Source organism: Oleiphilus sp. HI0086 (assembly GCF_001635225.1).
In genome coordinates this window covers 1-14,996 of record NZ_LWFZ01000763.1, presented here as the reverse complement: position 1 = coordinate 14,996, position 14,996 = coordinate 1, and the positions used below count along the sequence as shown (strand labels likewise).

The 14,996-nt window shown below is 44.3% G+C and carries 13 protein-coding genes; 1 reads left to right on the top strand and 12 read right to left on the bottom strand.

Annotated elements, in window-relative coordinates; genetic code table 11:
• The 11 genes from A3756_RS13170 to A3756_RS13115 all read right to left on the bottom strand — a co-directional run.
• Window positions 1-186 (bottom strand): prepilin-type N-terminal cleavage/methylation domain-containing protein (locus A3756_RS13170; protein ID WP_156490453.1); only part of this gene is annotated, 186 nt, incomplete at its 3' end.
• A gap of 104 nt (window positions 187-290) precedes the next feature.
• A complete protein-coding gene (gene ispH / locus A3756_RS13165) occupies window positions 291-1,241 on the bottom strand; it encodes a 4-hydroxy-3-methylbut-2-enyl diphosphate reductase (protein WP_068512267.1) in 951 nt (316 codons plus the stop codon).
• On the bottom strand, window positions 1,242-1,679 hold the full coding sequence (locus A3756_RS13160) for a peptidylprolyl isomerase (RefSeq protein ID WP_197470190.1): 438 nt from the start codon (window positions 1,677-1,679) through the stop codon (window positions 1,242-1,244).
• 56 nt (window positions 1,680-1,735) lie between these two features.
• Complete coding sequence (gene lspA / locus A3756_RS13155) at window positions 1,736-2,263, bottom strand: signal peptidase II (protein WP_068553665.1); 528 nt, start codon at window positions 2,261-2,263, stop codon at window positions 1,736-1,738.
• A gap of 11 nt (window positions 2,264-2,274) precedes the next feature.
• Window positions 2,275-5,109 carry an isoleucine--tRNA ligase gene (gene ileS, locus A3756_RS13150; protein ID WP_068553664.1) on the bottom strand — a complete coding sequence of 945 codons (2,835 nt, stop codon included), beginning with the start codon at window positions 5,107-5,109 and terminating at the stop codon, window positions 2,275-2,277.
• Window positions 5,110-5,194: 85 nt separating this feature from the next.
• A complete protein-coding gene (gene ribF / locus A3756_RS13145; protein ID WP_068553663.1) occupies window positions 5,195-6,181 on the bottom strand; it encodes a bifunctional riboflavin kinase/FAD synthetase in 987 nt (328 codons plus the stop codon).
• A 204-nt stretch (window positions 6,182-6,385) separates the two neighbouring features.
• Entirely contained in the window at window positions 6,386-6,706 is a 321-nt protein-coding gene (locus tag A3756_RS13140; RefSeq protein ID WP_068512276.1) for a hypothetical protein, read from the bottom strand.
• A 182-nt stretch (window positions 6,707-6,888) separates the two neighbouring features.
• The gene (gene rrtA / locus A3756_RS13135; RefSeq protein ID WP_068509929.1) at window positions 6,889-7,488 is read right to left on the bottom strand and encodes a rhombosortase; all 600 of its coding nucleotides are present in this window, start codon (window positions 7,486-7,488) and stop codon (window positions 6,889-6,891) included.
• 14 nt (window positions 7,489-7,502) lie between these two features.
• A complete protein-coding gene (locus tag A3756_RS13130; protein WP_156491851.1) occupies window positions 7,503-7,793 on the bottom strand; it encodes a hypothetical protein in 291 nt (96 codons plus the stop codon).
• A 61-nt stretch (window positions 7,794-7,854) separates the two neighbouring features.
• A complete protein-coding gene (locus A3756_RS13125) occupies window positions 7,855-11,409 on the bottom strand; it encodes a trypsin-like serine protease (protein ID WP_068553662.1) in 3,555 nt (1,184 codons plus the stop codon).
• A gap of 285 nt (window positions 11,410-11,694) precedes the next feature.
• Window positions 11,695-12,228 carry a DUF411 domain-containing protein gene (locus A3756_RS13115; RefSeq protein ID WP_068553661.1) on the bottom strand — a complete coding sequence of 178 codons (534 nt, stop codon included), beginning with the start codon at window positions 12,226-12,228 and terminating at the stop codon, window positions 11,695-11,697.
• A gap of 85 nt (window positions 12,229-12,313) precedes the next feature.
• Between A3756_RS13115 and A3756_RS13110 the strand changes: the two genes are divergently transcribed.
• Entirely contained in the window at window positions 12,314-13,228 is a 915-nt protein-coding gene (locus A3756_RS13110) for a haloalkane dehalogenase (protein ID WP_068512287.1), read from the top strand.
• Window positions 13,229-13,431: 203 nt separating this feature from the next.
• On the opposite strand, the gene A3756_RS13105 is transcribed toward A3756_RS13110, so the two are convergent.
• The gene (locus A3756_RS13105; protein WP_068553660.1) at window positions 13,432-14,883 is read right to left on the bottom strand and encodes a hybrid sensor histidine kinase/response regulator; all 1,452 of its coding nucleotides are present in this window, start codon (window positions 14,881-14,883) and stop codon (window positions 13,432-13,434) included.
• Window positions 14,884-14,996 lie beyond the last annotated feature (113 nt).

Genomic DNA, 14,996 nt, shown 5'->3' with positions numbered 1-14,996 from the left:
CTGCTGAGCATCGAGTGCCATCCTCATGCTGGTAATTTGCATTGAGGCGAGTCCTAAAATTCCGACACTAAAAATAAGCAAGCTGATGAGAAGTTCAATCAGAGAAAAACCTGACTGAGCAGCCTTTAAAGAAGCTATATTTGGCGCACGCGAGCACGTACTTAACTTACATGAAGTCTTTAACATCAGCATCATATCCTTTGATCGCTGGTTAATTGTGAGAAAGCGCTTATCCTTTGCGCTTGACTTATATGCTAACCAATTCGATTCTGGCTAGCAAATAATAAACTCTAAATATTTTCTGCGGGTATTCTTAGAGCTTTCGGCATGCTGAAAACGATATTTTCTTCACGGCCATCAGCCTCTTCAACTTCTTTAGCCCCCAACTCTACCAAACGATCGACAACTTTCTGCACGAGAACTTCGGGTGCAGACGCACCAGCCGTAACGGAAATTGCGTTTGCCGACTGCAACCATTCCGGTTGAATCTGTGAGTGATCATCAATCAAATAAGCAGGCGTTCCCATACGTTCAGCCAGCTCACGTAAGCGATTAGAGTTTGAACTGTTAGGTGAACCAACAACCAGCATCAAGTCAGTTGAGTCTGCCAAGCCCTTTACAGCATCCTGCCGGTTTTGAGTGGCATAGCAAATATCATCTTTACGCGGCCCCTGAATATTGGGGAACTTTCTACGCAAGGCATCAATCACTTTCGCGGCATCATCGACAGATAGCGTTGTTTGCGTGACATAAGCCAAAGCATCCGGCTTTTCTACAACTAAGCTTTCCACATCCTGTTCATCTTCCACTAAATAAATTTTGCCACCTGAAGAAGAGTCATACTGCCCCATCGTTCCTTCAACTTCAGGGTGTCCTTCGTGACCAATCAACACACATTCCATACCATCGCGACTGTATTTGGTCACCTCGATATGGACTTTAGTTACCAGTGGACAGGTCGCGTCGAAGACATTCAAATCACGCTCTTTTGCTTCGGCTTGAACCGCCTTGGATACGCCATGAGCACTGAAGATAACCAAGGAATCATCCGGTACTTCTTCCAGCTCATCGACAAAAATGGCACCACGTTGCTTTAAGTCATCGACCACAAAGCGGTTATGGACCACTTCGTGGCGCACATAGACGGGGGCACCAAAGACTTCGAGTGCACGATTAACAATCTCAATAGCACGATCAACACCCGCGCAAAAGCCACGAGGGTTCGCCAGTTTAATCTTCATTTACAAGGCCTCAACCGAGACAACTTGAACCTTAAACGACAAGGTCTGGCCCGCTAAAGGGTGGTTAAAATCAATGGTCACTTCATTTTCATCAAAGGCTTTAACCACGCCAGGCAACTCAGACTGGTTTGCGTCGGCAAAGGAGATCATTAAGCCTTCAGCTAATTCCATATCTTCCGGGAAGTCTGCTCGCTTCATGACTTGCTGATTGTTTGGGTTAGGCATGCCAAAAGCTTTCTCTGGTGGAACCTGCCATTCTCCTTCTTCGCCTTCACTCATCCCGTCTAAGAAGGATAAAAAACCATCGGGTAATTGACCATCACCATACTCAAAGCGTGCTGGGTTCTTATCAAAGGTAGAATCGATCACTGCGCCATCTTCCATACTTAACGAGAAGTGCAATGTAACCAGAGTATTTTCACCGACAACTAAAGACAAATTTTGTACCACTCAAATAACAAGGTGAGAGCCTGTGCTCTCACAAATACAAGGGACTATAAACCATCCTCAGAGTCTGGTTTATTGCCACGAAAAACATCTATGACCATCATTGCAGCACCAATAGAAATCGCCGTATCAGCGATATTAAAGGCAGGGAAATGATAGTTATTCCAATAGAAATGAAGAAAGTCGACAACATAACCTAAGGTCATACGGTCATATAAATTCCCTATCGCACCGCCTAATATCAAGGCGACCGAGCAGGCAACCCAAGGCTCTTCTCGTAAACCTCTTAGCCAGACAACTAACGCGGCACTGACACCGGTTGCCAAGATGACAAAGAACCAACGCTGCCAGCCTGACTCCGTTGCCAGAAAGCTAAACGCTGCACCGGTATTATGTAATAAGGTAAAGTTAAAAAAGCCATCAATCACCGGTACAGGTACCGCATACTCAAGATTCGTACTGGCATAAAATTTAGTGAGCAGGTCGACAACAATAATGACGGTGCTCAGTGATAGCCAGCGCAGCATATGGGCAAACAAGCTCACCTGCGCTGAATCATTCGCTGTATTGGTCATGTTTGCTTGGCTCATGCGAACTGTCGCTGTTCGCCAGCGCCATCAACATTATCAATACAACGGCCACATAAATCTTTATGCGTTTCATGCTGACCGACATCTTCACGGTGATGCCAGCAACGCTCACACTTCTGGTGTTCAGATGCTTTAACATTGATCAGTAAGCCTTCCATTTCGCTTGGTAGCGCACCTTCAGCAGCCGATAGTTCGCCAACTGTCGCCTCAGAGGTGATCAAGACAAAACGTAGCTCATCGCCCAAGGACTTAAGCACTTCGTACAAACCGCCTTCACAATACAAGCTCACTTCTGTTCCAAGAGAACCTTTGATCTTGCCCGCATTACGCTCTTCTTCGATACGCTTATTCACAGCCGTTTTCGCTTCTAGCACCGTTGCCCAGAACTCAGAACCTTGCTGGCTATCTGCATCCATCGCAAACAAACCTTCGTACCAGGAACAAAGCATTACGCTTGATGCACGTTCTTCACCCTTAGGCTTAGGCATAACCGCCCAGATTTCGTCTGCAGTAAAGCTTAGAACTGGCGCAATCCAGCGAGTCATCGCTTCAAGAATATGGTACATCGCTGTTTGGCATGAACGACGAGCTAGACTATCTGCCTGAGTGGTGTACTGTCGATCTTTGATGATATCCAGATAGAAACCACCTAAATCAACGCCGCAGAAGTGAACAATTTTCTGTGAAACACTAAGAAAACTATACTCGTCATAAGCTTCTTGCAATTCAGTTTGAAGCTCTAAGGCTTTATCAACCGCCCAACGATCTAGTGACATCATCTCTTCAGGCGCTACCAAGTCCTTCTCTGGCTCAAAACCATTGATATTAGACAACAGGAAGCGCGCAGTATTTCGAATACGACGATAAGATTCGGCAGCTCGCTTGAGGATCTCGTCAGAAACCGTCATTTCACCACTATAGTCTGTTGCCGCTACCCAGAAACGCAAGATATCAGCCCCTAGCTTGTTCATCACTTCTTGTGGCGAAACAACGTTACCCAAAGACTTGGACATCTTCTTGCCTTCACCATCAACGGTGAAGCCGTGTGTTAACACCTGCTTATAAGGTGCTGCATTATTAATCGCGATACCCGTCTTCAAAGAGGACTGGAACCAACCACGGTGTTGATCCGAGCCTTCCAAGTATAAATCGGCAGGGTACTGACCTAGCTCTTCGCGCTGCTTTAATACCGCGGCATGCGTCACGCCCGAGTCAAACCAAACATCTAAAGTGTCGGTTACTTTTGTGTAATTCTCAGCGTCATCACCTAATAATTCGCTCGCATCCAATTCGAACCAGGCATCAATACCCTTCTGTTCAATTTTCTCAGCTACTTTAGCGATCAAATTTTGTGTATCAGGATGAAGCTCTTGTGTCTCGTTATGAACAAACAAAGTAATCGGAACACCCCAAGTACGCTGGCGAGAGATACACCAATCAGGGCTTTGCTCCAACATTGCTTCGATACGATTCTGACCCCATTCAGGTACCCACTGAACACCTTTCACCGCTTCCAATGCAGCTTCTTTCAAACCGTTCTGGGTCATACTGACAAACCATTGCGGCGTCGCACGATAAATCAGCGGAGTCTTGGTTCTCCAACAATGCGGATAGCTATGTGTGAAGACCTTTTTCTTAAGCAGTGCGCCTTGGCTCTCTAGCTCTTCTAAAATCGCTGCATCAACCTTATAAACATGCTGGCCAGCAAACTTGTCGACATCAGAACGGAAAGTGCCACCGCCATCAACATAGTTGAGCGTGCCTAAACCGTACTTCTTACCTACATTGAAATCGTCTACACCATGATCGGGTGCTGTATGAACCGCACCGGTACCCGCGTCGGTAGTGACGTGGTCACCCAAAATAACGGGAACCTGACGATCTCGATAGAAAGGATGAATCAACGCTTGTTTCTCAAGCGCCTGGCCAATACAACGGCCTAAGACTTCAAAAGACTCCAAACCATAGCGCTCAGCATTATCATCAACTAAAGCATCAGCCATGATAAGTAGCTCAGTGCCATTACCCGCGTCAGCCTTAACCAAGGCATATTCTAATTCAGCGTTTAAAGATACCGCTTGGTTAGAAGGTAATGTCCATGGCGTGGTCGTCCAGATCACAACAGACATAGGCACATCTTGCGCATCAACAGAGAAAGCCTCGTAAACAGCAGTCTGGTCGGCGACATTAAAACGAACATCGATCGCTGTTGACTGCTTATCCTGATATTCAACTTCTGCTTCAGCTAATGCAGAACCACCGACAACACTCCAGTAAACCGGCTTAAAGCCTTTCTGCAAGTGGCCGTTTTCAATAATTTGTCCCAAGGCTCTGACAATATCGGCTTCAAACTTAAAGTCCATGGTTAGGTAAGGCTTATCCCAGTCACCCAGAACACCTAGACGAATAAAGTCTTCTTTCTGGCCTGCAACCTGCTTAGCCGCGTAGTCACGACAGGCCTGACGAAACTCAGGGTAGTCTATTTTTACGCCGGCCTTGCCTTTTTTCTTTTCGACATTGTGTTCAATCGGTAAGCCGTGGCAGTCCCAACCCGGAATGTAAGGTGCGTCATAACCACTGATTGTTTTCGCTTTGACAATAATATCTTTAAGAATCTTGTTAACCGCGTGACCAATATGAATACTACCGTTTGCATACGGAGGGCCATCATGAAGAATAAACTTCTCTGCTCCCGCCCGGGCGGTTCTGATTTGTTGATACAAATCCATATCCTGCCACTGCTTTAACATGCCAGGCTCTCGCTGAGCCAGATTGCCACGCATTGGAAACTTGGTTTCGGGAAGGTTTAAAGTATGCTTGTAATCACTCATATTATTGTCACATCAGGTTGTCAATATTGTCCTTAGATCACTAAGGCACTCAATAATTTTTTATCAAGATCGCGTTTATATCTTTCTAGCTGGCCAATTTTTTAAAATATTCCTTGGCCTGCTTAACATCTTTATCTATCTGTTCTTTCAGAGCGTCAATACCATTAAAACGCTGCTCATCACGTACTTTCTGATGAAAAACAACTCGAACATTTCGGCCATATATATCTCGATCAAAGCCGAACAGGTGTACTTCTAGAGAAGGCAAGTAATTCCCAACGGTTGGTTTAACCCCAACATTCGCTACACCTTGATAAGGGGTATTATCCTCACCGTTCAAATAAAGGCTTACGACATAGACACCTGAAAATGGTACTTTCGTTCTCTTTAAGGCTACATTCGCTGTCGGAAACCCTAATTGGCGTCCAAGTTTCTGGCCGTGGATAACCTTACCCATGAAACTATAAGGGCGCCCTAAAGCATTCTCAGCAGCACTAAAATTACTCTTGGCCAACAATTCTCTAATCAGCGTACTACTAACTCTAAGAGGTGATTCTTCACACTCAACTGTCTGAGTACTTTCAACGCTAAAACCAAAGCGCTTTCCCGCATCTTTCAAGAGCGCATAATCACCCGAGCGGTCGCCCCCAAACCTAAAGTCATCACCAATCACCAGGTGCTTAATACTCAGGTGATCCACCAAAACCTGCTGAATAAACTCTTCTGCACTAAGCTGACTCAAATGCGCATCAAATTTTAAGCAAAATACAAAGTCGATACCGTACTCGGATATCGCCTGATACTTCTCTCGAAAGCGCATTAAACGAACAGGCGCTTCATCGGCTTTAAAATACTCAAGAGGTTGAGGCTCGAAAATAATAACAACGGACCGTAAGTCTTGTGTTTTTGCCTCGGTAACTACTTGCTCTAGAATCGCTTGATGCCCAAGGTGCACACCATCAAAGTTGCCAATCGTTGCAACACATGCCGTATTAGGCGAACTTTTATTTGTGCTTAAGTGCTGACAAGCTGCTATCAGCCCGGGGTTATGCATCCCTCTTAATAATCGCATCGCCACAGCTTGTATAAGTTCCTAGTAAAAACATGCCACAAAATAGTCGCCGATTATACTTGCTCAGGAGGGGAAGATTCAATCAACTCAGACCACAGCTAGCTAATAGAAATGAAAAAAGCCACATTTCTTTGCAATCTAGGCAATTTACCGCCCGAATATTTAAGAAATGCAGCTTTCTATTTGCAGAATGAAAAGTAAGACTTATTCCCACCAACCTACTAGGTTCATATAAATTATTGTCGCTGGTGCAAGAATAAAGGTCAGAATACCAACGGTCTCATCGGTTGACTCTTCGTTATTCTCATTCACGCGAATACCGTTTTCCTTACCAGAAGTGTAATACTTACGCCCCTCACGGTAGGTAAAATATTTATCAGGATCTTCCATCTGATAGTTCCCTTCATTTTGGTAAGCAGGAACAAACTCGTCATCTTCTGCATAAGCCGACGCACTGGCAAATATCACCGAAAACAAAAAAGCTGACATCAACTTTACGACAACTGACTGTTTTAAACTTTTCATAAGACTCTCCTTCACTTTCACTCCCTACACCTAAACAAATTCAACGCAGATATCCTTCATTTACGTTTGTCCATTTATTGAGCAAATTTCAGTCAGACTATTAAATGATATCGAACACAAAAAATAAAGTGATTTAACAATCGATAACAATCTCAGTGTCTAAGTTGCGACACAGCTATCAATCAAATACGAAAAATTCTTAAGAAAATAACACTCAGCACACCAGCAAACACACCATAAACATGAACATCTGTCGCAACTGAACCACCAATTAGCTCTGCTACCTGCTCGCTAGCATCAGCAAAGTATTCGTAGACAACCTTAACCAATAAACCCAAAAACACTAGCACACGCAACCACAGTGGGTACAAGTGATCTTGATACAAAGCATAAACCAATAGACCGTATAAGCCTCCCGACAAGCCCACATAGACACTTAGACCCGGACTACAGAACCATATCATGACGCTAATAATAAGAAAGAAAGCGCAGAGCAAAGAAACAATACGCACCGCTCGCCCCAAGCCTGAAAAGGTAAACAACAAAACCCCAAGGAATAGAGCATTCAAACCGAGATGAAACCAACTCAGGTGATCAAAATGCCCCACCAGCAAGCGCCACCATTGCCCTTCAGCAATACGCTGCCGATCAAAGCTAAAATCAAACTGGCTATTTTCAAATAAAAAGGTGTCACTAAGCTCTATAGCAAACGAAGGAATAACAAATATGAGAAAAGTAATAGAAAGCTGCAATAAGTGCTTTCTAGAATCAGTATTTTCCATACCTAGAAGCAGACCTAAAGAGGTCTAAGGACAAGAGGGTTTAATAAATAAACCTGAACTTCTCTGGAATCCAGAGAAATGGGAAGTGAAAATGTTTTCCAAAAAGGCATTCGTCGACAAGAGTCTTTCTTCACCCTAAGCACAGACACGTCGCGCCCTTGCACTCTCATCCGAAAGTCTTCAGGCTTGGTGCAGCCATTGCTTTTTGCCTGGAAGGTGATCGCCTCGTTATCAAGAGACTGCAGCACTATCGGCTCCGGAACTTGATTTTCAGGGCCACCCGCTAACACACCCCCTGAAAGCATGAGCACACCAACAAACCGAACTAAAACCATACGTAACATCAATCTAACACTCAAATAAAGACTAAGGCGCAAGTTTTAAGAACCTACGACGATAAGTCAGCAATAGCAAACATAGACATATCAGTTGCCAAGCAATGGCGCCACCACTTGAATCAGACTTTTTATTGCTGTCACTTTCCTCTTGCTCTGCTTCAATTGCGGTAAAACTAATTGATGCAATTCGCGCATCGTCCCCCTCACCCAAACCAAGGCTAGCGCCTCGCTTTCTCGCCAACACCCACTCAACATAAGCGCCACCCTCAGGCAGCTCTATAACGACGTTCGAATAGCTACTTCCTACGACTAAATCTTGCTCAACACCGTCAACCACTTCAGTCGTTTGACGAACACCATCAATATAAACATCCAGATTCATCACATCAGAGCTTGATAGTAGCCAGTCAAAAGCAAGCGTTCCCGCCCGGGAAAAGCGTGAAGAGAAACGTGATATATCTTGCGTGTCTGGCATTTCCACCGCTAACTCACTATCCCCCACATTTCGCCATGTACTCGCTGACTCAAGGATAAAATCAATACCACTTCCAGCTATTTCCATATCGTTTTCCGGATATACTCTGGTAGATAAGCGATACCAATTAAATCCTTCATTTGTATATATTGCCGTCATGACAGCCGTTTTTTCACCATCCTGATCAAAGTCCAGCTTCAAATCCAACTCGCAGTTATCACCCAAATACAGCACGTCATTTGAACAACGATCACCGACAACCTGAAACCCGCTCACATCACCAGACCCAAATTGCATCCAGCTGATCTCAAAAGGCTGAACCAGATTACTAGTTAAATTCAAGGTATATTCATATGGAGACCCTACAGTCATTTCCCCCAGATATTGAGCATTCAACACAACATCAGACCACTCTTTAACTCCCTCAAAATCATCCAAATAAGAAGCTACACGAGTATAAACTCCCGGGTACTGTGCCTGCCCGCACCCTTCACCAAAGCTCGTAACACCAACCTGAACCCAGTCACGATTCTCATTCTGCCAAAGCAAAGGGCCACCACTATCTCCTTGGCAAGAGTCTAAACCACCAGCTTGAACACCCGCACATACCATGTCGTCAGTCACCTCATCACCAATCTCGGCATAATTATCCTGGCAAGTTTCATGATTCATTAGCGTTACATCTGCTTCTTGGAGAACATCCGGGTAAGTCGCGACACTATCGTCTGGGTCTATATCCCCCCAACCAATAACGCGCAAGGAATCGCCTTCAGCAATTTTGCGCATATCCGCCTCAGTAGCTAACGAGAGCACTGGCACATCACTCACAGTCTCGGCTAGCTGAAACAATAAATAATCGCCATTTTCAGCCTCATTATATTCTATGAGATTAACGGCTCGCGCATTGCTCTGCTCTGGCAAATCATACCCAGACGAGTTACTCAAATCATAAGCACCAATAACCGCAACAAGACTATCCAAAGCCTCCCCGGCGTAGCAGTGAGATGCCGTTAATACATAGTATTCATCCACCAAGGTTGCACCACAAAAGTGCTCACCAGTATATTTATTTTGTAATGACACCATCCAAGGGTAATCCCTAAACTCAGCGTCAACACCACCAATAATCCTATTTTCCGCGCGAGCCCAACCTGAAGAAACAACGAGCATTACAATCACCACACTCATGGCACGATAGGTTTTCGATATACCTGCAGCGTTTCGACGAAAGAAAAATAGCACTGCCAAAAACACTAGCGCTAGTGGGTGGAATGCTCCACCACTAGACTTTGAATTGCTAGGACTTGTATCCTCAACTACATCTGGGTTATCTGCTGTAAAATTAACCGACTTCAAATACAAGGTCTTGCCTTCATCCCCTAATGAACTTTCACTCGTAGAACGCCAAAGTTCTCCCCTAGCCATGCGCCACTCAACAGTATTGACCTGATCTTCAGGTAACACGATAGTCTCACGACCATAAGCCTCAGCCGGCTTATATTCACTAAGCTCTTCACCATTTATCCACAATGAGACATCCATTACACTCGTATCATCTACTTTCCAGTCAAAGCTCAATTGGCCGCTACCATCAACCTTACCAATCAACATCGTTTGCTCATATAGGGTGTAGTCTGACACTAATTCGGAAACAATATCTCCCTGTAAATCCCACTCATTCTGCTTCTCTATAAAGAAAAACACTCCCTCACCCACACTTGAGCTAAAATCAGCTTCCCCTATCACATTACCACTCAACTCAAACGAGTAGCTTTCCTCCTTACCCTCAACCCCTATCATCAAGGTAGCAAACTTGATACCAGGTGAAAGGAAGTTCATCCGAATATGGACCTCGCAACTCTCCCCCGGAGCTAACTCAGAGCCCTGGCAATCAGGCAAAGCACTATCTTCCGTGCTGGTAATCGATAGCTCGGAAGGTGTATATTTTACCGTCCCTACACCACATTCATTGGTTTCAATCTCATCAACCTGAAGCTCAACACTATCAATTACAAAGCTATCAGCAGCACTATTTGTAAAACTTAAAGAAAAACCATTAACCTCTTTTATTCTGTATTTTAAAGACTCATCCGAGCCACCACTACATACAGGGTTCTCACCATCCTCCAATATACTTGAAGTAACATTTTCAGGCAGAGAAAGCTTGTCTGGGGTCAAATCGACAGGGTTTATAATATTGTCCACCCACTCTTTAAACGCTGAAACCCGGGTAAAAACATCTGGATAATCCAGACTTCCACAAACAGAAGGAGCTATGCTTGCCACGCCGGCTTGAAACCATTCACCACCTGTTTGAAATAATAAAGGGCCGCCACTATCTTTTTCGCATAGACCTTGAAGCCCATCATCTGTCTCTTCGATATAACCTGCACAAATATGTTTACCATCAATAGCATTACCATATATTGGTAAAAAGTCAGCTCCCAACGACGTTTCTAAATCGCCATTCAGGAAGGCTTTATTGCATTCGGTCTGGTTGAACAACGGTACATTCACTTCATGCAATACGCTTGGAAAGTCTTCGTTTATTGTGTCTTCACCGCCCCCACTAGAAATAAGATTGGGGTTGCCATCACGATCCCCCCATCCAACAATTGTTAGCAAATGACCTGCTTCGACACCTTCAAACATGGCTGAGCTAACTAATTCAAGAGGTGGATAAACACTCACATCAACCGCATCGGCCAACTCAAGCAACATCAAATCTCGACCTGACTCCACGCGACTAATCACCCCAATACGCCGCTCAGTTTCTTCAATTCGTGAGATATCATAATCTCCAACATAGACGGAAATTGCTTCAGCAGGCTCTTCATAGAAACAACGCGAAGCAGACATCACCCAACGTTCATGAATCAAGGTACCGCCACATTCATGCTCGCCAGTTGCCGAATTTCGGAGCGATACCATCCAAGGGTAATCACTCTCTACCTCAACTTCGTCGCCACCGACTATACGATTAGCTGAGAGAGCAGAGCTACTCGCAACACAAGCAAGCATGGCAAATAACATCACCCGAACAATACCGACATTGCGCCTAGCAACTAAAGCCTGACCACACATTGAAAGAAACATACCCTTAGCCATCCTGACCTCTATGGAACTCATAATCTTTATATATTGAACTGGACCTGTACTGCACAAGTAAAACGCTGAGAGATATAAAACAACTAAAATCATGCATCAGGAACACAGCAAAAAACTCCTCGAATTTTATCAGTCTTTTATAGCCAGCCCTATTGATTATAAAAACACTGTACAACTGCATTTAAATTTTGTGACGCTATAAACCTTTCTTATGGGAAGTTTCTACGAAATTTACCTTTTTCCAAAAACATTTACACAAGCTCTATAGATCAAGCCAGATCAAATCTAATCAAACTGCTGAGCATATGAGTCAATCGAAGCGTAAGGTTCAAGCACACCTTTTTGATTCATAGATAATATTTGATAAGGGTTAAACTTGTCTTGGTATTCCATACCCGGACTACCCAAGGGCATTGCAGGAACAATCAAACCAACTGAGCCAGCAGGTGGGTTTGATAAAAATTGTTTAATAAACTTCGCTGGAACATGTCCTTCGAACACGAAACCCTCTGACGACACAGCAGTATGACAGGAGCGAGCATTAGCAGGCAGCTGATAGAAATCTTTTATATGCGCCACCGAATCCTGGTTCACAACTATGGCCCACAAACCGCCCTGTTGAATATGATCCACCCACTCAGAACAACAAGAGCAACTCTTTGTTTTATAAACAGTCAAAGTTCTATCTGCTGCGCTCGATTCAGTACTAGACGAATCCTCTGATTGACCGCATGCACTCAAGATACCAAACGCCAGCATCATACTCAGTATCATAAAGCGCCGAACTAGCGAAACAGATCTCTCTCTATCTATTTGCATATCGCAATTACCTCACCCTTTTAATCTAGCTGCTATAGTTAAATTCTGAATAAAAAGATCGACCTATCAATAAAGGAATTCTTTCATGGTCAAATTTGTCCGTACGCCTGATGAACGCTTTAAAAACCTGCCGAACTATAGCTTTTCTGCTCACTATACCGACGTCGGTGGTTTGAGAATGCATTATATAGACGAAGGCCCGGGAAGTGCCGACCCAATACTCATGTTACATGGTGAACCCAGCTGGTCATACCTTTACCGCCACATGATCCCTATTTGCACTGCTGCGGGGCATCGAGTCATCGCTCCCGACTTAATTGGCTTTGGCAAGTCAGATAAGCCTGTCAATATTGAAGACTACTCCTATCAAAGCCATATGGACTGGCTCCTATCCTTAATCAACGCGCTTGATTTAAACAATATTACACTGGTCTGCCAAGACTGGGGTTCATTGCTCGGCCTTCGACTCGCGGCAGAAAATGAAGAGCGCTTCAAAGCAATTGTAGTCGGTAATGGCATGCTACCAACAGGTGAAGAAGACGTACCTTCCGCTTTTAAGATATGGAAAGCTTTTGCGCTTAATAGCCCCTGGTTCCCTATTGCAAAAATCGTAGAGATGGGGAGTTTTAAATCTTTTAGCAAAGACGAGCAGCGCGCTTACGATGCACCCTTTCCATCCAAGCAGTTCAAAGCAGGCACTCGGGCTTTTCCGGCTTTAGTACCAACAAGCCCGGACAACCCGGCAAGCAAAGCGAACAAGGCAGCGTGGGCGGTATTAGAAAAATGGCAAAAGCCTTTCGTTACCGCATTCAGCAATGGAGACCCTATAACACGAGGCGGTGATAAGTATATGCGTAAGAAGATTCCTGGTGCAAAGGGAATGAAACACGTAAAACTTAAAGGCGGCCACTTTCTTCAAGAAGATTCAGGAGCCGAATTTGCGCAAGTCGTCAATAACCTACTAACAGAGATAGATCATCATATAATCCCAGCCTCATAGAGAGTTTTTCTTAGGCAATAAAAAACCCGACTAAAAAGTCGGGTCAAAATCACAACAAATACTTCAAAGAAAAATAATGAAACCTATTCCGGGTCAGAGGGCCTGAATCACTTCCCCGTACTTCAATGTTTGTAGAATACGACATTAAAAACGTGATGTATGTATCACTTTTCTTTCATTATGTAACAATTGTTTTCAAGCTCTCAGTCATTCGCGCAAGGCAAGACCGCCTCAAAGATGCTCCCCACCTGAGCATTCGAACGGTATTTGATTTCACCCTTATGGAGTTTCATGATTCGCTGACAGATTGACAAGCCCAAGCCTGTACTTCGCTCTCCAGCTGTTGGCTTGGTTGATATATTGCAGAATGGCTTGAACAATAAGTGCTGCTCGGCCTTTGGTATTCCACCAGCCTCATCAATCACTTCGATACGCACCTTTTTATGATTACTCGATAAACGAACATCAATTTTCCCACCAACTGGCGAGTATTTAATTGCATTGGAAATCAGGTTATAGGCAACTTCTTTAATTCGCATGCTATCTGCTTCAACCCATACGGCTTCGACTGGCAATTCCAAGTTAAGTTTTTGCTGCTTATCATTCGCCAGGAGCTGGGCATCAGCAACAGCTTTATCCAATAGGGAACAAAGGTTTTCCCGATCTATATCGATTGAGATATTAGCATCCTCAATCGAACTCACATCAAGCAATCTATCCAGCAACTCCTCCATACTCTCTGCAGCTTCGATAACTAAACCCAGCAACATTTCCGGGTGCTCTCCGGATATCTCCCTTTTCAACATACTCGCAGCTGAAGATACAACACCCAAAGGGCCACGAATATCGTGAGCCGCCATACCAAGCAACTCATTCTTCTGCTGGTTCAAACTACTCAACTCAGAGAACTGATCCAGAAGCTGGGCATTGGCGTTGACTCGACTGCATACTTGCTCTTGCTGGAAAGGTTTTAATAGAAAGTCATTCCCACCATGCTTCATAAATTGCGCTATTTGGTCTGATGATGCCTTTCCTGACACACCAATAATAGCCATCTGACTCATATCAAAGCGTGAACGCAAAGCACCCAGCAACTCAAATCCATCCATGCCATTCATAATCAAGTCGACAAGAATAATTTTGTATTGATAACCCTGGTCGAGCAAATCCAGCGCCTTTTCAGCCGACCCCACAGAGGTAACACTAAAACACTGCTTCTCGAGCAATGCACTCATAAAATCTCTGGATGACGGTGCATCATCAACGACCAGAACCTCCATACTCCGATTGGCAGACATTCGATTAATCACCTGCACAACGTAACTGATATCCTGCTGCCCGTTCTTCAACACATAATCGGATACGCCCAAGGATAAAACCATCTCACGTAGATTTGGACTAAAGTTGCCGGTAAAAGCGATACATGGAATACTCTTTTCTGCCACTAGCTTTGCAGCAGCGCCATCACTTTCATCGGGCAGGTTCAAGTCTGTGATCGCAACAAATATTTCTTCTTGATGCAGCTCCACTAACTGAACCGCTTCAGAATAATTAAGCGCGACCAGCACTTGATAACTACCTTCTTGTCTCAGCGCCGCCTCTACACTCAATGCAAACGCTTTGCTATCCTCAACAATCAAAACAGTATTTTTCATCAAACAACCCAACAAGTGAATCTTAGTTCTATTCTATTCACCCTAAATTAAAAAAAGAGATCAAGAACAAGACCCCTTAATTACCTCCAGGTAATTATTAAGCACATAGCTAT

Bases quoted from the DNA above. Each gene is read 5' to 3' on its own strand.
- A3756_RS13140 (WP_068512276.1), bottom strand. From the start codon at position 6,706: ATGAAAAGTTTAAAACAGTCAGTTGTCGTAAAGTTGATGTCAGCTTTT.
- A3756_RS13105 (WP_068553660.1), bottom strand. From the start codon at position 14,883: ATGAAAAATACTGTTTTGATTGTTGAGGATAGCAAAGCGTTTGCATTG.
- A3756_RS13130 (WP_156491851.1), bottom strand. From the start codon at position 7,793: ATGCTTTCAGGGGGTGTGTTAGCGGGTGGCCCTGAAAATCAAGTTCCG.
- ispH (WP_068512267.1), bottom strand. From the start codon at position 1,241: ATGAAGATTAAACTGGCGAACCCTCGTGGCTTTTGCGCGGGTGTTGAT.
- ribF (WP_068553663.1), bottom strand. From the start codon at position 6,181: ATGCGATTATTAAGAGGGATGCATAACCCCGGGCTGATAGCAGCTTGT.
- rrtA (WP_068509929.1), bottom strand. From the start codon at position 7,488: ATGGAAAATACTGATTCTAGAAAGCACTTATTGCAGCTTTCTATTACT.
- A3756_RS13115 (WP_068553661.1), bottom strand. From the start codon at position 12,228: ATGCAAATAGATAGAGAGAGATCTGTTTCGCTAGTTCGGCGCTTTATG.
- lspA (WP_068553665.1), bottom strand. From the start codon at position 2,263: ATGACCAATACAGCGAATGATTCAGCGCAGGTGAGCTTGTTTGCCCAT.
- A3756_RS13125 (WP_068553662.1), bottom strand. From the start codon at position 11,409: ATGGCTAAGGGTATGTTTCTTTCAATGTGTGGTCAGGCTTTAGTTGCT.
- ileS (WP_068553664.1), bottom strand. From the start codon at position 5,109: ATGAGTGATTACAAGCATACTTTAAACCTTCCCGAAACCAAGTTTCCA.
- A3756_RS13110 (WP_068512287.1), top strand. From the start codon at position 12,314: ATGGTCAAATTTGTCCGTACGCCTGATGAACGCTTTAAAAACCTGCCG.